At 67.7% G+C, this 19,203-nt stretch carries 17 protein-coding genes and 1 pseudogene; 12 read left to right on the plus strand and 6 right to left on the minus strand.

Features of this window, described 5'->3' with window-relative positions:
• Positions 1–45: 45 nt before the first annotated feature.
• From yajC to IB257_RS14415, 4 genes are all read right to left on the minus strand, one after another.
• A complete protein-coding gene (gene yajC, locus IB257_RS14400; protein ID WP_054451553.1) occupies positions 46–390 on the minus strand; it encodes a preprotein translocase subunit YajC in 345 nt (114 codons plus the stop codon).
• A 114-nt stretch (positions 391–504) separates the two neighbouring features.
• Positions 505–1,641 carry a tRNA guanosine(34) transglycosylase Tgt gene (gene tgt, locus IB257_RS14405; RefSeq protein ID WP_054451552.1) on the minus strand — a complete coding sequence of 379 codons (1,137 nt, stop codon included), beginning with the start codon at positions 1,639–1,641 and terminating at the stop codon, positions 505–507.
• Positions 1,638–2,696 carry a tRNA preQ1(34) S-adenosylmethionine ribosyltransferase-isomerase QueA gene (gene queA / locus IB257_RS14410; RefSeq protein ID WP_192492468.1) on the minus strand — a complete coding sequence of 353 codons (1,059 nt, stop codon included), beginning with the start codon at positions 2,694–2,696 and terminating at the stop codon, positions 1,638–1,640. The genes tgt and queA overlap by 4 nt, the downstream gene beginning before the upstream one ends.
• A gap of 134 nt (positions 2,697–2,830) precedes the next feature.
• Positions 2,831–3,646: an IclR family transcriptional regulator gene (locus tag IB257_RS14415; protein ID WP_054451550.1), complete on the minus strand. Its 816-nt coding sequence runs from the start codon at positions 3,644–3,646 to the stop codon at positions 2,831–2,833.
• Positions 3,647–3,881: 235 nt separating this feature from the next.
• On the opposite strand from IB257_RS14415, the gene IB257_RS14420 reads away from it, so the two are divergent.
• The 3 genes from IB257_RS14420 (at position 3,882) to upp (ending at position 7,476) form a co-directional block, all read left to right on the plus strand.
• On the plus strand, positions 3,882–5,039 hold the full coding sequence (locus tag IB257_RS14420; protein ID WP_192492469.1) for an ABC transporter substrate-binding protein: 1,158 nt from the start codon (positions 3,882–3,884) through the stop codon (positions 5,037–5,039).
• Positions 5,040–5,226: 187 nt separating this feature from the next.
• Positions 5,227–6,651, plus strand: coding sequence for a D-alanyl-D-alanine carboxypeptidase/D-alanyl-D-alanine-endopeptidase (gene dacB, locus IB257_RS14425; protein ID WP_370127277.1), 1,425 nt, complete (start codon positions 5,227–5,229; stop codon positions 6,649–6,651).
• A 186-nt stretch (positions 6,652–6,837) separates the two neighbouring features.
• Positions 6,838–7,476, plus strand: a complete 639-nt coding sequence (gene upp, locus IB257_RS14430) for a uracil phosphoribosyltransferase (RefSeq protein ID WP_054451547.1) — start codon at positions 6,838–6,840, stop codon at positions 7,474–7,476.
• A 70-nt stretch (positions 7,477–7,546) separates the two neighbouring features.
• Here the strand turns inward: upp and cysG are convergent, their stop codons facing one another.
• A complete protein-coding gene (cysG, locus tag IB257_RS14435; RefSeq protein ID WP_192492470.1) occupies positions 7,547–8,962 on the minus strand; it encodes a siroheme synthase CysG in 1,416 nt (471 codons plus the stop codon).
• Positions 8,963–9,065: 103 nt separating this feature from the next.
• Positions 9,066–9,677 (minus strand): ANTAR domain-containing response regulator, encoded by a 612-nt coding sequence (locus tag IB257_RS14440; protein WP_225588907.1) that lies wholly within the window; start codon positions 9,675–9,677, stop codon positions 9,066–9,068.
• 367 nt (positions 9,678–10,044) lie between these two features.
• Here IB257_RS14440 and IB257_RS14445 point away from each other — a divergent pair, with 367 nt between their 5' ends.
• The 9 genes and pseudogenes from IB257_RS14445 (at position 10,045) to IB257_RS14485 (ending at position 19,156) form a co-directional block, all read left to right on the plus strand.
• The gene (locus IB257_RS14445; protein WP_175163578.1) at positions 10,045–11,346 is read left to right on the plus strand and encodes a CmpA/NrtA family ABC transporter substrate-binding protein; all 1,302 of its coding nucleotides are present in this window, start codon (positions 10,045–10,047) and stop codon (positions 11,344–11,346) included.
• 24 nt (positions 11,347–11,370) lie between these two features.
• Complete coding sequence (gene ntrB / locus IB257_RS14450; protein ID WP_054451543.1) at positions 11,371–12,201, plus strand: nitrate ABC transporter permease; 831 nt, start codon at positions 11,371–11,373, stop codon at positions 12,199–12,201.
• 4 nt (positions 12,202–12,205) lie between these two features.
• Complete coding sequence (locus tag IB257_RS14455) at positions 12,206–13,081, plus strand: ABC transporter ATP-binding protein (protein WP_125473315.1); 876 nt, start codon at positions 12,206–12,208, stop codon at positions 13,079–13,081.
• A gap of 8 nt (positions 13,082–13,089) precedes the next feature.
• Positions 13,090–14,292 (plus strand): annotated as a pseudogene (locus tag IB257_RS14460) (NAD(P)/FAD-dependent oxidoreductase); the annotation flags it as partial.
• A 21-nt stretch (positions 14,293–14,313) separates the two neighbouring features.
• The gene (locus tag IB257_RS14465; RefSeq protein WP_192492471.1) at positions 14,314–17,043 is read left to right on the plus strand and encodes a nitrate reductase; all 2,730 of its coding nucleotides are present in this window, start codon (positions 14,314–14,316) and stop codon (positions 17,041–17,043) included.
• A gap of 128 nt (positions 17,044–17,171) precedes the next feature.
• Positions 17,172–17,897, plus strand: coding sequence for a hypothetical protein (locus IB257_RS14470; RefSeq protein ID WP_082400762.1), 726 nt, complete (start codon positions 17,172–17,174; stop codon positions 17,895–17,897).
• An 83-nt stretch (positions 17,898–17,980) separates the two neighbouring features.
• Positions 17,981–18,298, plus strand: coding sequence for a YqjD family protein (locus tag IB257_RS14475; RefSeq protein WP_013395739.1), 318 nt, complete (start codon positions 17,981–17,983; stop codon positions 18,296–18,298).
• 69 nt (positions 18,299–18,367) lie between these two features.
• Positions 18,368–18,784 (plus strand): phage holin family protein, encoded by a 417-nt coding sequence (locus IB257_RS14480; RefSeq protein WP_054451540.1) that lies wholly within the window; start codon positions 18,368–18,370, stop codon positions 18,782–18,784.
• A 3-nt stretch (positions 18,785–18,787) separates the two neighbouring features.
• Entirely contained in the window at positions 18,788–19,156 is a 369-nt protein-coding gene (locus IB257_RS14485; protein WP_175212462.1) for a hypothetical protein, read from the plus strand.
• The last annotated feature ends 47 nt before the right edge of the window (positions 19,157–19,203 follow it).

Consider the following 19,203-nt stretch of genomic DNA (forward strand, 5'->3'; position numbering starts at 1 on the left):
GGGCCATCAAGCAACAGGAGCCCGATGGGGGCTCCTGTGGGACGCTTACAGGGCCTTGATGGTTCCCTTGGGCAGCACGGTCGAGACCGAGGACTTCTGCATGATCACTTCGACCGGCTTGTCGGCCAGTTCGGAGACTTCGACGGTGACGTAGCTGTCGTTGACCTTGGTGACCTTGCCGAGCATGCCGCCGGCGGTGACCACTTCGTCGCCCTTGGCCAGGGCGGCGATCAGGTTGCGGTGTTCCTTCTGGCGCTTCATCTGGGGACGGATCATCAGGAAGTAGAGGATCACGAACATCAGGATGATGGGCAGCATGCCCATCAGCGCGTTACCCTCGGGGGCGGCGGCCTGAGCCACGACGAGGCTGGCGGTATCGATAACGGACATTGAATTCTCCTGCGTTTAGTCTGTTTGGGTGTTTGTATCTAGTGTTTTTCTGCGCCCATCCCCGCGCGAGCCATGGATAGGGCAAGCCGACTATTGTATATAGGTCCTGAAATTCTAATCCACCCCCCGCGCGCGGTCTGCCGCGAACTGCGCGCGCCAGGCGTCGAAGCGGCCTTCGGCGATGGCTTCGCGCATTTCCTTCATGATGGTCAGATAGAAATGCAGGTTGTGCAGGGTGTTCAGGCGCGCGCCGGTGATTTCGTTGGCGCGCTGCAGGTGGTGCAGGTAGGCCCGCGAGAAATTCGCGCAGGTATGGCAGCTGCAGCTGGGGTCCAGCGGTCGGGTGTCGTCGCGGTACTTGGCGTTGCGGATCTTGACGTCGCCAAAGCGCGTGAACAACCAGCCATTGCGGGCGTTGCGGGTCGGCATGACGCAGTCGAACATGTCGACGCCGCGGCTCACGCCTTCGACCAGGTCTTCCGGCGTGCCTACGCCCATCAGGTAGCGCGGCGCCTGGGCCGGCAGCTTGGGCGTGACATGCGCCAGGATGCGCATCATGTCTTCCTTGGGCTCGCCGACCGACAGGCCGCCGATGGCGTACCCGTGGAAGCCGATCTCCTGCAGCCCGGCCAGGGATTCGTCGCGCAGGGCTTCGTACATGCCGCCCTGGACGATGCCGAACAGGGCGTTGGGGTTCTGCAGGCGGTCGAACTCCTCGCGTGAGCGGCGCGCCCAGCGCAGCGACATGCGCATGGAGCGGGCGGCCTCTTCGACGGTGGCGGGGCGGCCGTCGATTTCATAGGGCGTGCACTCGTCGAACACCATGACGATGTCGGAATTCAGCGAGCGCTGGATGCGCATGGATTCTTCCGGCGTCAGGAACAGCCGCGCGCCGTCGATCGGGGACGCGAACTTGACGCCTTCCTCGGTGATCTTGCGCATGCCTTGCAGGCTGAACACCTGGAAGCCGCCGGAGTCGGTCAGGATGGGCTTGTCCCACTGCATGAAGCCATGCAGGCCGCCATGCTTTTCCATGATTTCCGTGCCCGGGCGCAGCCACAGGTGGAAGGTGTTGCCCAGCACGATCTGCGAGCCGATCTCTTTCAGTTCGTGCGGCATCATGGCCTTGACGCTGCCATAGGTGCCCACAGGCATGAAGATGGGCGTCTCGACCACGCCGTGGTTCAGCGTGATGCGGCCGCGGCGGGCGCCGCCGTCGGTGGCGAGCAGTTCGAAATTCAGTCCGGTCATGGGGCGGGGGACTCGATAAACATGGCGTCGCCATAGCTGAAGAAGCGGTAGCGCTCGGCAACGGCGTGGGCGTAGGCGCGGCGTATCGGTTCTACGCCGGCCAGCGCCGACACCAGCATCAGCAGGGTCGACTGGGGCAGGTGGAAGTTGGTGACCAGGGCGTCGATGACGCGGTACCGGTAACCGGGGGTGATGAAGAGGCGGGTATCGCCCTGGGCGGTGGCCAGCGGCAGGCCGGGGGCGGTGCGCCCTTCGGTCTGGGCGGCGGCGGATTCCAGGGCGCGTACGCTGGTGGTGCCGACGGCGATGACCCGGCCGCCGCGGCTGCGGGCGGCGGCGATCGCGTCGACCGTGGCTTGCGGCACGGTGAACCATTCGGCGTGCATGACGTGGTCGGCCAGGTTGTCCACGCGCACCGGCTGGAAGGTGCCCGCGCCCACGTGCAGCGTGACGAAGGCGCGTTCCACGCCCATCGCGGCCAGGCGGTCCAGCGTGGGTTGGTCGAAATGCAGGCCGGCGGTGGGCGCGGCCACGGCGCCGGGCTCGCGGGCGTAGACCGTTTGGTAGCGCTCGTCGTCGCCGGTGTCGGCTTCGTGCGTGATGTAGGGCGGCAGCGGGGTGGCGCCGTGCGCGTCCAGCAGGTCCAGCACGGGGCCTGGGAAGCGGATGTCGAAGAGTTCGCCTTCGCGGCCCAGCACGGTGGCTTCGAAGGCGTCGGCCAGGCGCAGCACCATGCCCGGACCGGGCGACTTGCTGGCGCGCACATGGGCCAGGACGCGGTCGGGTTCGGTGATGCGTTCGACCAGCACCTCGATCTTGCCGCCAGTGATCTTGTGGCCGTTCAGCCGCGCCTTGATGACGCGGGTGTCGTTGAAGATAAGCAGGTCTTGCGGACGCAGCAGCGAGGCCAGGTCGGCGAACTGCCGGTCGTGCAGCTGGCCCGCGCCGTCCAGGTGCAGCAGGCGGCTGCCGGTGCGTTCGGCGGCGGGCGCCTGGGCGATGAGCTCGGGCGGCAGTTCGTAATTGAAATCGGCGACGGTGAGGGGCTGGGACACGCGGCTATCCGTCCGGCAAGGGCGGCAAAAAGAGGGCGGAAACGGGCCAGGCAGGCCCGGGGCAACCCTGTATTGTAAAGCGCCCGCAAGATCGGGCTGCCGGTCCTGGGGACGGATGGGCCTCCCGGCTGGGTTCAGCGCGCCGGGCTCCAGCCCAGCCGGCGCGAGCAATCCGCGGCCGCCGCCGTCAGCGCCCGCACAGGTTCGCCGTCGGCCGACAGGTCGAATCCCCCGTGCAGTCCCAGGCTGGTGATGGCGCCGGCCAGATGACCCTGGGCATCCAGCACCGGCACCGAGGCCGAATTGATGCCGTGCAGCAGGTGACCGCTGACGCTGGCGTAGCCTCGCTTGCGGGTCGCCTGCCACTGGCGGCGCAGCGCGGCGGCGAGATCGGCGGGCGGTTCAGTCGCATCCAGCTTGCGGGCGGCCTCGGGATCATGCGCCTGCAGCGCCTCCCATTCGGACAGCGCCCGCGGCAGGGCCAGGGCTTCGGGCAGCCACGCGGCGAAGACCCGGCCGGTGGCGCTGTTGAGCAGCGGCAGCACCGAGCCCACCCGCACGTTGACGGTCACCGGCAGCCGCGCGTCGCGCCATTGCACGATGGTGGGACCGTGCTGGCCCCAGACCGAGATGAACACGGTCTGGCCGATGGCGGCGCTCAGGCCGTCCAGGCTGCCGGCCGCCAGCTTCACGAAATCCACTTCGGCCAGCGCCGCCAGTCCGGTGTGCAGCGCCTGCGGGCCCAGCCGGTAGCGGGCGCTGGCCGCATCCTGCTCCACATAGCCGCGCCGCTCCAGCGACACCAGGTAACGGTGCACCTTGGCGCGCGGCATGTCCAGGCTGCGGCCGAGCTCGGACACGGACAGGGCGCCGCCCAATTCGGCCAGCCGCGTCAGCACGTCCAGGGCGATTTCGGCTGATTGGATCCCCGTGCTGCTATCTGTTGACATGAGTTTGTCTCTTATTAGAATACGTGTATCACTAAAAAATACAGCGCTTGCCAGTCACTGGCAACGTGGAGACCAGCAAGAACGCAGCCGCGCCGCGCTGCGAGGCCGTGCGGACAAACCCGCAGCGGGCCACCGAGGCGCCCGCCAGCCGGGTTCCCCGCCGTATAAACAGAGTTCCACGCCGTAGCGGATCGGCGCAAAGCATAAGACATCCGCGTATCCAAGGAGACTCCGCATGACCCCTCGTCGTACCCTCATGGCCGCCGCGCTGGCCGCCCTGCTGGCAGCGGGCGCCGCGCCCGCGCTGGCCCAGGTGAAAATCGGCGCCACCCTGTCCACCACCGGTCCCCAGGCCTCGCTGGGCATCCCCGAACGCAACACGATCAGCCTGCTGCCCACCGAGATCGGGGGCGTCAAGGTCGAGTACGTGGTGCTGGACGACGCTTCCGACACCACTCGCGCCGTCAGCAATTCCCACAAGCTGATCTCGGAGAACAAGGTGGACCTGATCGTCGGGTCCACCACCACGCCCAACACCATGGCCATGCTGGACACCGTGGCCAGCGGCGCCACGCCGGTGATTACGCTGGCCTCGTCGGCGCGGCTGATCGAGCCCATGGACGACAAGCGCCGCTGGGTGTTCAAGACTCCGCACTCCGATTCGCTGATGGCCGAGGGCATCGCGCGGCATGCGGCGGCCAACGGCGTGAAGAAGCTGGCCTTCATCGGTTTCAACAACGCGCTGGGCGAAACCTTCTGGGTGGAAATCGAGAAGGCGGCCAAGAAGCATGGCATCGAGGTGGTGGGCAAGGAAGCCTTCGCGCCCACCGACACGTCCGCCGTGGCCCAGACCCTGAAGGTGATCGGCGCGGCGCCTGACGCCGTGGTGGTCGGCGCCTCCGGCACGCCCGCCGCGATGCCGGCGCGGGCGCTGCGCGAACGCGGCTACAAGGGCAAGATCTATTTCAACCACGGCGTGGCCAACAACGACTTCCTGCGGGTCTGCGGCGATGCCTGCGAGGGCGCCTGGGTGCCGGTGGGACCGGTGATGGTGGCCGACCTGCTGCCGGATACCAACCCCGTCAAGTCCGCCGCCCAGGCCTTCGCCAAGAAGTATGAAGCGGCCAACGGCGCGGGCAGCGTGTCCCTGTTCGCCGCCTATACCTGGGACGTCGGCCTCTTGCTGCAGCAGGCCATCCCGGTGGCACTGAAGACCGCGAAGCCCGGCACGCCCGAATTCAGGGCGGCGCTGCGCGATGCGCTGGAGAACGTCAAGAACCTGCCCACCGCGACCGGCGTGGTCAACATGAGTCCCACCGACCACAACGGGCTGGACGAGCGGGCGCTGGTGATGGCGACCGTGGCTTCCGGCAAGTGGAGGCTGCAGAAATAAAAGTAGAAGGCCCCCACGCCGCGCCCGTTATGCGTGCTTGCTGCCCCCCGAGGGGGGCGTTTCCCCTTGGGGCGGCCCGGCGGGGAAACGGCCTCCGCGCCGCAACCCGTCCAGGTTTTGTATGCTCTCGGTTTTGCAGGACGAGCAACCGGGTGGGCGTGGCATGACGGGACAAGCGTATAAGCGTATGGGCGGGCTGAAGCGATGGCTGGCCGGCGGGCTGCTGGCCGCGGTGGCGGGCGCGGCCTGGGCGCAGGTGCCCGGCCTGCCGCCCAACGTGGTGAACGCCTGGAAAGCCAGCAAGCTGCCCGACAGTTCCCTGTCCCTGGTGGTGCAGGAGGTGGGCGGACCGCGCCTGGTGGCGCTGAACGCCAAGGAGTCGCGCAATCCCGCCTCGGTGATGAAGCTGGTCACGACCTGGGCCGCGTTGTCCGAGCTGGGGCCCAACTACGTCTGGCGCACCGAATTCATGACGGCGCCGGGCGCGCGTCCCGACGCCAAGGGTGTGCTGAGCGGCCCGCTGTACCTGCGGGCTGGCGGCGATCCGCAATTCCTGCTGCAGGACCTGTGGGTGCTGCTGCGCGAACTGCGCCTGCGCGGCGTCAAGCAGATCAATGACCTGGTCATCGACCGCAGCATCTTCGGCCAGGTCGCGACCGACCCGGGCGCCTTCGACGGCGCCCCGGACCGGGCCTACAACGCCAGTCCGGACGCCCTGATGGTGGGTTTTGGCGCGATGCGGCTGCTCTTCACGCCGGACCCCGCCGCCAATAAATGGGTGCCACTGATCGATCCGCCGCTGCCGGGCCTGAAGATCGAGGGCCGCGTCGAATGGAGCGATGCCCGTTGCCCGGGCCCCCCGGTGGTGACGACCGAGCCGGTGATCACCCAGCAGGGCGTGACCATCCGCGTGAACGGCAAGGTGGCCGGCTCCTGCGGCGAATTCAGCCTGTATCGCCTGGCGCTGTCCCAGCCCGAGTACGCCACCGAAGTGTTCCGCATGCTCTGGAAGGAGCTGGGCGGCACTTTCAAGGGCCAGGTCCGTTCCGGCATGGTGCCGCCCGACGCGGTGGTGCTGGCCTCGCATGATTCGCCCACGCTGGCCGAGGCGATCCGCCAGATCAACAAGCGCAGCAACAACGTCATGGCGCGCACCTTGCTGCTGACCTTGGGCGCCGAGCGCGGCCGCCGGCCCGCCACGGTCTCCAGCAGCGAAGCCGTGGCCAAGGGGCTGCTGGCCAGGCAGGGCCTGGACATGCCCGAGCTGGTCATCGACAACGGCGCCGGCCTGTCGCGCGACGCGCGGGTGTCGGCCGACAGCCTGGCGTCGATGCTGACCGTGGCCTGGAACTCGCCGGTCATGCCCGAGTACATTTCATCCTTTGCGATCGCGGGAGTGGACGGCACGGTACGTCGTCGCCTCAAGGGCGACGGCACGGCGGGCATGGCCCACCTGAAGACAGGCTCGCTGCGCGACGTGCGTTCCATCGCGGGCTACGTGCTGGGCGCCAGCGGCAAGCGCTATGTGGTGGTCAGCATCGTCAACCATGAACAGGCGGGCGCCGTGCGGGCCTTCGACGACGCCCTGATCGCCTGGCTCACTGAACAATAAACATGCCTCCGCCTCGCCGGCGAGTATCTTCGGATCATCCTGCGGGCGGTCAATAACAATTCCCTTCCAAACCGATTACGATCCTCAAATGTGGCTCGACGGCTGGGCGATGCAAAGCGCGCCGCGCCGTCATGGTTCCGCCTGAGGCGAATACCCTGTCTATCAATACTCTGGAGAGTTACGCACATGCCCGTGCACGAAATCCGCCATCCGCTGATCCGCCACAAGCTCGGGATCATGCGCCGCGCCGACCTCAGCACCAAGAGCTTCCGTGAGCTGTCCCAGGAAGTGGGCGCGCTGCTCACTTATGAAGCGTCCAAGGACCTGCCGCTGGCGCCGGCCACCGTCGAAGGTTGGTGCGGTTCGGTGCAAGTCGAAAAGATCGCAGGCAAGAAGGTCACCGTGGTGCCCATCCTGCGCGCCGGCATCGGCATGCTGGACGGCGTGCTCAGCCTGATTCCGGGCGCCAAGGTCAGCGTGGTGGGCGTGGCCCGCAATGAAGAAACGCTGGAAGCGCATACCTACCTGGAACGCCTGGTGGGCGAACTGGACCAGCGCCTGGCGCTGATCGTCGACCCGATGCTGGCCACCGGCGGCTCGATGGTCGCCGCGATTGACCTGCTCAAGCGCGCGGGCTGCAAGGAAATCCGCGCCCTGGTGCTGGTCGCCGCGCCCGTGGGCATCGATACCGTGCTGGCCAAGCACCCCGACGTGCACATCTACACCGCGTCCATCGACGACGGCCTGAATGAACACGGCTACATCATGCCTGGCCTGGGCGACGCCGGCGACCGCATCTTCGGCACCACGCAGAAGACGGAATAGCGGCCGGGGTACGGCCACGAACAAAAACGCCAGCCGGCAGGCTGGCGTTTTGCATTGGGCCCCCGGCCCCTCAGGCTGCCAGACGCTCCAGGCGTCCGTCCAGGTGCTGGCCGAACCACTGCAATTGCGAAGCCAATCCCGCCACTTCGCCCACGATCAAGAGCGCGGGTGAGCGGATCGCGTGTTCGGCGGCCAGGGCCGGCAGTTGTTCCAGCGTGCCCGAGAGCACGCGTTGCTCGGGCCGGCTGCCGTTCTCGATCAGCGCGAACGGCGTGTCGGGCGAACGGCCGTGGGCCAGCAGGCGGCCGGTCAGCAGATCCAGTTGCCCCACGCCCATGTAGAAAGCCAGGGTTTGCTTTTCACGGGCCAGGGCAGGCCAGTCCAGGTTGTCCTCGTCTTCGCGGCAATGCGCGGTGACCAGGCGGACGGACTGGGCGTGTTCCCGGTGCGTCAGCGGGATGCCGGCATAGGCCGCACAGGCCAGCGCGGCGGTGATGCCGGGCACCACTTCATAACGCACGCCGTGCGCGCGCAGGTATTCCAGTTCCTCTCCGCCCCGGCCGAAGATGAAGGCGTCGCCGCCCTTGAGCCGCACCACGCGGCGGCCGGCGCGCGCGTGCTCGACCATCAGCCTGTGGATGCGGGCCTGGGTGGCGTTATGGTCTTCGCCGGGCAGCTTGCCGACCGATACGCGCTCGGCGTCGCGGCGCGCCAGCGACATGACGTCGGCGCTGACCAGACGGTCGTGCAGGATGACGTCGGCCTCGTTCAGCGCGCGCAATGCCTTCAGCGTCAGCAGGCCGGGGTCGCCGGGGCCGGCGCCCACCAGCACTACGCTGCCGGCGTCGGGCGTTCGCGGCGTCGCCAAGGCCCCCGCCAACGCGGCTTCGGCCTGGGCCGGCTGCTGCTGGCGCAGCAAGCCGGCCACCGGGCCGTCCAGCAGCCAGTCGTAGAAGCGGCGGCGCGCGCCCAGGTCGGGATGGCTGGCGCGGATGCGCTTGCGGTAGTTCGCGGCCAGTCCGGCCAACTGGCCCAGGGTATGGTCGAACAGCGATTCGATGCGTTCCCGGATGCGCCGCGCCAGCACCGGCGCCACGCCGGACGAGGAAATGGCGACGATCACGGGCGAGCGGTCGACGATGGAGGGCACCTGGAAGGACGACAGCTCAGGATCGTCCACCACGTTGCTGAAGATGCGCCGGGCGCCGGCAGCCTCCGAGACGGCGGCGTTGGTCTCGCGGTCGTCGGTGGCGGCGACCGCCAGCCAGACTTCGTCGAGCCAGGCGGGATCGAATCGGCCGGACAAATGGCGGATGCGGCCTTCGGCGGCCAGCGCGGCCAGGGCGGGCGTCAGTTCCGGCGCTCCCACCAGCACGTCGGCGGAGGCTTCCAGCAGGGACAGCGTCTTGCGTTCGGCGACGGCGCCGCCGCCCACCACCAGGACCAGCCTGTCTTTCAAATCGGCAAAAATCGGGAAAAGCTTCATGAATGCCAGCCTCGGGCGTACCCGGCATAGTGTCGTTGGATCATAGGAAGGGGGCTTCATCCCCACAACTTTTGATTTCTTTGTTCCATATAACCAAAGCTTATTAAGTGGCCTTGCCCAGCCACGCGCTCATTTCCACGACCTCCCGCGCGACTTCGCCCAGCCGCTTCTGGCTTTGCATGGCGCGCTGGCGCAACAGGCCGTGGGCCTCATCCTCGGAAATCGCCCGCGCCTTCATCAGGATGCCCTTGGCCTTTTCCACCCATTGGCGGTCGGCCAGGCGCAATTGCGCTTCGCGCAGTTCTTCGCGCCGCGACTTCTCCATGGCGAAGCGCTCGATCGCCACCGTCAGCAGCGGCTCGATGCGTCCGGCAGGCACGTCGCCGACCACGTAGGCCGCGACGCCTGCGCGCAAGGCGCTGCGTATGGTTTCGCGATTGCCGTTGTCGGTGAACATCACGACCGGGCGGTCGCTGTGTTCGCTGGCCACGCATACGTTCTCCAGCGTGTCGCGGCCGGGGGCGTCGCTGTCTATCAACACCACATCGGGTGCAGCTTGGGCGATGGCGGCGGCCAGATCCATGTCCGGCGCCATTTCGGCCACGACATGTACGCCGGCTGCGGCCAGCGTTTGCCGCAGCGACGCCGCGCGTCCCTCGCCATCGTTGAGCAGCATGACCTTGAGCATGAGATTCCCCCTGATGCTTTCAGTCATGCAAGTTCCATGCCATCGTGTTGCGCCGCGCGGGCCGCCAGTCGCGCACAGCCGCGGAGCGCACTCCGCACGCGGATGGTGCACTGCCGCAGCCGGAGGTGCACCAAGTTGGGTCGCACCCTGTTTTCCGTCAACGCGGAGTGCGCGCCGATTGGCGAGGCAGCGTCAGCGGGGGCGCGGGCTGGCGGCCTTTCCGGCCATGTTTTTTTCTTTCTGGCACAGCGTTTGCTTCAGTGAAATCGGGCGGCCAACGAAGGTTGCCCGACGCAACGCGCCGCGACCTGCGGCAAGGGACAACGACGTTCCGCAGCGCCACCGGATGGGAATCCGGGGCGCGCGGGACGTTTTTTTTTGCCAGGAGCCATGCATGACGCCATCGACCCGTAGCCCCTCCACAGAAGCCGCCGCGGCCGGGGATCTCAGCGCCAACGCCGCACGCCGTAAATGGCTTTGCGGCACGGCGCGCGCGGTGGCCGGCGCCAGCCTGCTGTCGCTGGTCGATCCGCTGGTGCGTGCCGGCGCCTGGGCCGCCGGCACCGACGCGCCCGAGAAGACCGAGGTCAAGATCGGCTTCATTCCGCTGACCGACTGCGCCTCGGTCGTGATGGCTTCGGTGCTGGGCCTGGACAAGAAGCACGGCGTGACGATCACGCCGTCCAAGGAAGCGTCCTGGGCTGCCGTGCGCGACAAGCTCATGAACGGCGAGCTGGACATGGCCCACGTGCTGTACGGCCTGGTCTACGGCGTGCACCTGGGCATAGGCGGGCCGAAGAAGGACATGGCCGTGCTGATGAGCCTGAACCAGAACGGCCAGGCCATCACGCTGTCGAACAAGCTGCTGGCGGCGGGTGTGCGCGACGGCGAATCGCTGGCCAAGCTGATGGCGTCCGACAAGCGCGAGTACACGTTTGCGCAGACCTTTCCCACCGGCACGCACGCGATGTGGCTTTACTACTGGCTGGCGACCTACGGCATCCATCCCATGAAGGACGCCAAGGTCATCACCGTGCCGCCGCCGCAGATGGTCGCCAACATGCGCGTGGGCAACATGGACGGCTACTGCGTGGGCGAACCCTGGGGGGCGCGCGCCATCCTGGACAAGATCGGCTACACCGCCGTCACTTCGCAGGGCATCTGGACCGACCATCCCGAAAAGGTGCTGGGCACGAGCGCGGACTTCGTGTCGCGCCACCCGAACACCGCGCGCGCAGTCACGGCCGCCATCCTGGAGGCCAGCAAATGGATCGACGCCTCGCCCGCCAACCGCCAGAAAACCGCGGAGACCATCGCGGCCAAGTCCTATGTCAACACGGACGCGAGCGGCATCGTCGATCGCATGCTGGGCCGCTATGACGATGGGCTGGGGAAAAGCTGGACGGACGAGCACGCCATGCGCTTCTACGCCGACGGCGCCGCCAATTTCCCGTACCTGAGCGACGGCATGTGGTTCCTGACGCAGCACAAGCGCTGGGGGTTGCTGAAGGAGCATCCCGATTATCTGGCGATGGCGAAACAGATCAACCGGATAGACCTCTACAAGCAGGCCGCGCAGGCCGCTGGCGCGGCGTTGCCGGCCAGCGAGATGCGGACTTCGAAACTCATCGACGGCGTGGTCTGGGACGGCAGCAACCCTGCCGCCTACGCCGACGGATTCAAGGTCAAGGCCTGAGCGCCGATACGAAAGGGGCATGCAATGTCTGACGCAACGAGTATGAGCCGCGGCGATGAACTCCTCGCCCTCTGGCGCGAGCGCCTGGAATCCGCGTTGCGGGCCGTGGTGGGGCCCGTGGCGGGCTTCGCACTGTTTGTGCTGGTGTGGCAGGTGGTGGCGATGCGGATACCGGAGATTCCCACGCCAGGCGTGACCTGGCGCGCCGCCGTCGAGCTGTTTTCCGATCCGTTCTACGACAACGGCCCCAATGACAAAGGCATAGGCTGGAACCTGCTGGCATCGTTGCAGCGCGTGGCGGTGGGCTTCGGCCTGGCCGCGCTGGTCGGCATCCCCGCGGGTTTCGCCATCGGCCGCTATGCGGCGGTGCGGGCAATGTTCTCGCCCATCGTCAGCCTGCTGCGGCCGGTGTCGCCGCTGGCCTGGCTGCCTCTGGGGCTGCTGCTGTTCAAGGCGGCCAACCCGGCCGCCATCTGGGCCATCTTCATCTGTTCGATCTGGCCGATGATCATCAACACCGCGGTCGGCGTGGCGCGCGTGCCGCAGGATTACCTGAACGTGGCGCGGGTGCTGAACCTGTCCGAATGGAAGGTGACCACCAAGGTGCTGCTGCCCGCCGTGCTGCCCTACATGCTGACCGGCGTGCGCCTGTCGATCGGCACCGCGTGGCTGGTGATCGTGGCGGCGGAAATGTTGACCGGCGGCACGGGCATCGGCTTCTGGCTTTGGGACGAATGGAACAACCTGAAGGTGGAGCACATCGTCATCGCCATTTTCGTGATCGGCATCGTCGGGCTGTTGCTGGAAACCCTGCTGGTCGCCCTGGCCCGCCGCTACACCTATACCGAGGAATAGCGCCATGAAGAAATACGTACGCATCGAGCGCGTGGGCCAGACGTTCAACACCCGCAAGGGCGCTTTCGTGGCACTGCGCGACATCGACCTGACCGTGGAGCAGGGCGAGTTCATCACGCTGATCGGCCATTCCGGTTGCGGCAAATCGACCTTGCTCAATCTCATCGCCGGCCTGACCCGCCCCACCAGCGGCGTGCTGCTGTGCGCGGAGCGCGAGATCACGGGCCCCGGCCCGGACCGCGCCGTGGTGTTCCAGAACCATTCGCTGCTGCCCTGGCTGAGCTGCTTCCAGAACGTGTACCTGGCGGTGGAGCGGGTGTTCGGCGCCAAGGAGAAGCGCCCGCAGCTGGTCGAGCGCACACGCGCGGCGCTGGACCTGGTGGGCCTGCTGCCAGCGCAGAACAAGCTGCCGCGCGAGATTTCCGGCGGCATGAAGCAGCGCGTCGGCATCGCGCGTGCGCTGGCGATCGAACCGGGCGTGCTGCTGATGGACGAGCCCTTTGGCGCGCTCGACGCGCTGACCCGTGCGCACCTGCAGGACGAATTGCTGAAGATCGTCGCCAAGACGCACACCACCACCGTCATGGTCACGCACGACGTCGACGAAGCCGTACTGTTGTCCGACCGTATCGTGATGCTGACCAACGGCCCGGCCGCGACCATCGGCGAAATCCTGCCAGTGCCTTTGTCCCGTCCGCGCGACCGCGTACGGCTGGCCAATGACGCGGCCTATCTGGCGTGCCGGGCCGCGGTGGTCGACTTTCTGCATCGCCGCCATGGCAATCCCGAGCGCTCGCAGGCGGCGCTCCAGGCCAACGCGGCGCTGGATGCGGACCCGCAGCCGCTGGCCGAGGCCGGGGCGTCGCGCGCCGCCGCGTAGGGACCGCCATGGATGCGAAGCAGAAGCTGGTGGTGGTCGGCAACGGCATGGCGGGCATACGCACGCTGGAAGAGCTGCTGAAGCTGACGCCCGACCTGTACGAGATCACGGTATTCGGCGCCGAGCCGCATCCCAACTACAACCGCATCCTGCTGTCGCCGGTGCTGACCGGCGAACAGAGCTTGCGGGATATCGTGCTCAACGATGAGGACTGGTACGTCCGCCACGGCATCCGCCTGTTGTTGAACCGCAAGGTCGTGGGCGTCAACCGCGCCCGTCGTACCGTGCTGGCGGACGATGGGTCAGAGACGCCCTATGACCGGCTGTTGCTGGCCACGGGCTCGAATCCGTTCATTCTGCCGGTGCCCGGTAGTGATCTGGACGGCGTCGTCGCCTTTCGCGATATCGGCGACGTGAACCGGATGATAGAGGCGTCCTCGCGCTACCGGCACGCAGTGGTGATAGGAGGCGGCCTGCTGGGCCTGGAGGCCGCCAACGGCCTGGCCGCGCGCGGCATGGACGTGGCCGTGGTGCATCTGGGGGAAGCGCTGCTGGACAGGCAGCTGGACGGCGGCGCCGCGGCCATGCTGCGCCGCGGCCTGGAGGCGCGCGGCCTGAAGTTCCTGCTGGGGCGCCAGACCCGCGAGATCCTGGGCGGGGCCGACGGGCGGGTGCGTGCGCTGCGCTTCGCGGACGGCGCAGAAATTCCGGCGGACCTGGTGGTGATGGCGGTGGGCGTCAGACCCAACACGGAACTGGCCGAACGTTGCGGGCTGCATGTGAACCGCGGCGTGGTGGTCAGCGACACCTTGCAGACCTATGACCCGCGCATTTACGCGGTGGGTGAGTGCGTGAGCCATCGCGGCACCGCCTATGGGTTGGTCGCGCCCTTGTATGAGCAGGCGAAGGTGGCGGCCAACCATCTGGCGCTGCACGGCATTGGCCGCTACGAAGGCAGCGTGACGTCGACCCGGCTCAAGGTCACCGGCATCGACCTGTTTTCCGCCGGCGATTTCGCCGGAGGGCAACAGACCGAGTCGATCACGCTGGCCGATACGCCTGGCGGCGTCTACAAGAAACTGGTGATCCGCGACGACAAGCTGGTGGGCGCCTGCCTGTACGGCGACACGGCGGATAGCGCCTGGTATGTGCGCTTGATCCGCGAGGGCCGGCGCATCGGCGCATTGCGCGAGCGGCTCATGCACGGCGAAGGCGCGGCGGAGGAATAAGAGATGGACGCGCCCATGATTCGCCGGATCGATATCGCGGACGCAGCGCCGCAAGGCGTGCGCGAAGTGGCGTCGGTATGCTGCTATTGCGGCACCGGCTGCGGCGTGCGGGTGCAAGCGCGCGATGGCGCGGTGCTGCGCGTGCGCGGCGACGAGCAGCATCCCGCCAACCATGGCCGGCTCTGCAGCAAGGGCCTGGCGCTGGCGGACACGGTGCGGCGCGATGGCGCGCGTGTGCTGTCGGCGCAATGGCGCGAGACGCGTGCCCACCCCCGGCGCGCCATCGCGCTGGACCAGGCGCTGGATATCGCCGCGGCCAGGCTGGCCGACGCCATCGCGCAGCATGGCCCGGACGCGGTGGGCTTCTACCTGTCGGGGCAGTTGCTGACCGAGGATTACGCGGTCTTCAACAAGCTGGCTCGCGCGCTGGCCGGCACCAACAACATCGACACCAATTCGCGCCTGTGCATGTCCAGCGCGGTCTCGGGCTACAAGCGCACGCTCGGCGCGGATGCGCCACCGGCCTGCTACGAGGACCTGGACCTGGCGGACACGGTGCTGATCGCCGGCTCCAACATGGCCTATGCGCATCCCGTGCTGTTCCGGCGGCTGGAGGCCGCGCGGGCGCGGCGTCCTGGCATCAAGGTGATCGTCGCGGATCCGCGGCGCACCGATACCGCGGCCTTCGCCGATCTGCACCTGCAGCTGGCGCCGGGTACGGATGTGGTCTTGTTCCACGCCATGCTCAATGTCATGGAGCAGGAGGGGTTGCTGGACCACGGCTACATCCAGCGGCATACGGAAGGCTTCGAGCCTTTGATGGCGCGCGCGCGGCGGTACACGCCGCAAGCGGCGCAAGAGATCTGCGGCGTGCCGGCGGAGGACATCGTCCAGGCGGCGCGCTGGTTCGGCGCGGCCGGCGCGGCGCTGTCGCTCTACACCATGGGCTTGAACCAGTCGACCAGCGGCACCGACAAGAACGCCGCCCTGATACATCTGCATCTGGCGACCGGGCAGATCGGCAAGCCGGGGGCGGGGCCGTTTTCGCTGACGGGGCAGCCCAACGCGATGGGCGGGCGCGAGGCGGGCGGCATGGCCACGCTGCTGCCGGGCCACCGCGATCCCGCGTCCGCGGCCGACCGTGAGGCGACGGCCGCACTGTGGGGCGTGGGCGCCTTGCCGCAGGCGCCGGGCGTCACCGCGCTGGAGATGTTCGACGCGGCGCTGGATGGGCGCATCAAGGTGCTGTGGATCGCGGCCACCAACCCGGCGCAGTCCCTGCCGGACCAGGCCCGGGTGCGCGCGGCGCTGGAGCGCGCCGACTTCGTCATCGTGCAGGAGGCGTATGCAGGCACCGAGACCCTGGCCTACGCCGACCTGGTGCTGCCCGCCGCGACCTGGCCCGAGAAGTCCGGCACCGTGACCAATTCGGAACGGCGCATCAGCCGGGTGCACGCCGCGATCGATCCGCCTGGCGACGCGCTGCCGGACTGGCGGCTGGCACAGGAGGTCGCGCTGCGCCTGGCCGCCCGCATGGCCCCGCCCAAGGCGGCGCTATTCGCCTACCGGGATGAAAGCGAGGTCTTTGCCGAGCATGCCCGCACGACCGCGGGCCGGGATCTGGATTACAGCGGGCTGGATTACGCGGCGCTGCATGCGCACGGACCGCAGCAATGGCCGTATCGGCAAGGGCAGGGTACTGCGCGCCTGTATGCCGATGGCATGTTCCCCACCGCCAGCGGACGCGCCCGTTTCTGCGATGTGGATTACCGCCCAGTCGCCGAAGCCGCTACGCAGGAATATCCGCTGCGGCTCACCACCGGCCGCTTGCGCGACCACTGGCACACCATGGCGCGCACATCCCTGGCCCGCGCGCTGACGCAGCATGTCGAGGAACCCTGGGTGTCCATGCATCCCGAGGACATGCGCCGGCTCAAGCTCGAAGCCGGCGCGCTGGCCAGGCTGGCATCGCGCCGGGGTAGTGTGGTGCTACCCGTGCAGGAAGACGACTCGCTGGCAGAGGGACTGGTGTTCCTGCCCATGCATTGGGGCAGCGCCTACATGGCGGGACATGGGGTCAACGCGCTGACCAATCCGGCTGCCGATCCCCTGTCGCGCCAGCCGGAACTCAAGCACAGCGCCGTGTCCGCCGAACCGGCCGGCCTGGCGTGGCAGGCCGCAGGCTGGCTGCAGGGCGACAGCGTCGTGTTGCGCGCGCGGCTGGAGCCCTGGCTGCGGCGCTTCGACTACGCGGTCGTGCTGCCGGCGGGCGCAGGTGGCGTGCGGATGCGTCTGGCAGCCCCCGCCGCGCCGTCGGCAGAGGTCCTGGATGCGATGGCGGATGCGCTGGACCTGCGCCTGCCCGACGTGGCTTTCGACGATCCCGCGCGCGGCCAGATGCGCAGGGTGAAGGTGGAGCAAGGCGCCTTGCGCGGCTTTCTGCTGGCAGGCGATCTGCGGGCGCAGGATGCGCTGTTGTCCTGGGCCGGCGGCGGCGATGCGCCGGCCAGCGTGGCGGCGCTGCTGACCGGACGGATTGCGGGCGCGGTCCGCTCGCGCACGGTCTGCGTCTGCAATGGCGTGAGCGAGGCCGCGATCCTTGCCGGCATCGCCCGGGGCTGCGATCTGGCGGCCTTGAAGACTGCGCTGGGTTGCGGCACCGGCTGCGGTTCCTGCGTGCCGGAGATCCAGGCCCTGATCGGCCGCGCCGCGCGCGCCGCCGCACCGGCATAGCCGCCGCCAGCTTGGCTGCGGCCGACACGTTCCGACACGCGCCGCGTCTCGCAACCGGTGTAGTATCAAGCCAGCCATGCGCCAGGCGCGGGCGGTTTTTATCCGGATTCATGGAGTGGCTTGTGACGATGCGAAAAATGGCATCCCTGGTTTTTACGGTGGGCGCGCTGGGCGCGGCCGCTGCGGCGCAGGCCGGCGTGTGCGATGCGCAGTTCATGCATGACGGCGGCGCGGTGCAACTGACCGGCAGCGGCAATCTGGCGCTGGGCGCCGACCTTACTTTCGCCGAAGTTACAAAAAGCAATGGCGACAACTGCCGCGCGCGCGTGCAGGGCGTGGCCACGTTCAGCTATGCGGGCCTGCCCCCGGGCAAGTCCAAGCTGGATTACCTGATGACGGTCAAGGGCGGCCAGGCTACCTTCCTGCGCTATGCCTCCGCGGGCGAAGCGCCCAAGCCTTCCGAAGGCCAGTTCGACCTGCGCATGCTGGGTCTCTTCGCCTATGACGGCAAACTCAGCGCCGGCCAGAAATTGCCTGGCTCGTCGTTCCGCCTGAAGATTGGCAAAGAGGCGCCCGTCGGCGGCCAGCCCAGCACCACGGTGCGCATCGGCGAGAAAACCGTGGGGCAGAAGACTTCGGTGAGCACCGCGCTGGGCGCGCAGTCCTGCCATCCGATTACCTACACCCGCAATTCGGATCCCACCATGGCCACGTTCCAGGGCCTGACCATTCCCATCCCGGGCATGAACACCACCGTGACGGACTGGTACTGTCCGGCGATCAATCTGGTGATGAAGCAGGACATCGATCAGGGCGGCGTCAAATCCGCCGTTGAGATTACGCAAATCAAGTAGCACACCGTAGCAAGCGCGCCGTGTCTCCCGCATGGCGGCTGGTATGATGGTTCCGTCATTGACACACAACAGGAGCTCAAATAATGGCCACGAGAAAATCCGAAGAAGTCGCAAAAGAAAAACTCATCGACAGTGTCAAGTCCAGCCTGAATGACGCCGAAAGCCTGCTGCGCGAAGCTGCCAGCAGCACGGGCGACAAGGCCAACGAATTGCGCGACCGTGCACTGACGTCCCTGAAGCGCACGCGTGAAGCCCTGTACGAAGCGCAGGACGCCGTGCTGGAACGCGGCCGCAAGGCTGCCCGCGCGACCGACGACTACGTGCACGACAATCCCTGGCAAGCCATCGGCATCGCAGGCGTGACCGGCCTGCTGCTCGGCTTGCTGATCAGCCGCCGCTGATAGGGCAGGACATCCGGGCGGGCGGCGCGGGCGCAAGGCCGCGCTTCCCGCCCGGCGTCCTTCTCAGCCATGGGTCTACGAAAATCTGTTTTCGGCGTTGCCTCCAGCGTGGTCGGGCTGTTGCGCACGCGCCTGGAATTGCTGGCGCTGGAAGCAGCGGACGAAAAGGCGCGCCTGCTCAAGCTCTTGGGCATGGCGTTTGCTGCGCTGCTGTTCCTGACGCTGGCGGTGCTGGTCTTCACCGTCACGGTCGCGGTGGCGTTCTGGCCCACTGAAGACCGCTATCTGGCCCTGGGCCTGTTGGCGGGTTTCTACGGTCTGGTTGGCGTGGCCTTGCTGGTGGCGGTGCGCCGCGGGCTGGTCTACGGCGCGCCGCCGTTCGCGGCCACGCTCGAAGAGCTTGGGCGCGACGCTGAATTGCTGGATCGGGTGCGCGACGCGCAGGACGACGACGAAGCGCAGGCGCGCCGGCGCGAGGAGGGCTGAAGCATGACGAAAAGGTCTCCCACCGTCGACCGCGCCGTGCGCATCGAACTGCTGCGCGCCCGCGCCGCCATCGAACGCGAATCACTGGCGCAGAGCATCGCGTCCACCGGACGCAAGCTGGAACCGGCCGCGCTCCTCAAGGGGCTGCTGCCGGGTCTGGCTTCCGGAGGCGCATCGCGCTGGGCCTTGCAGGCAATCAGCCTGGCGCGTCGCTATCCCATCGTCAGTTCATCGCTGTCCGCCATGATCATGCGCGGCGGCAAGCGCTCCAAGCTTCTGAAGATCGCCGGCGGCGCCTTTGTCGGCTGGCAATTGTTCAAGGCCTGGCAGAACTCGCGCCGTGATGATGATCCGTCAGGTGGGCAACGCTGAAGTTGCGGCCTTGTCCAATTAGAAACCCGCCATGAAGGCGGGTTTTT

It is taken from the genome of Achromobacter sp. ACM03 (genome assembly GCF_014851665.1).
Classification (GTDB): domain Bacteria; phylum Pseudomonadota; class Gammaproteobacteria; order Burkholderiales; family Burkholderiaceae_B; genus Achromobacter; species Achromobacter aegrifaciens.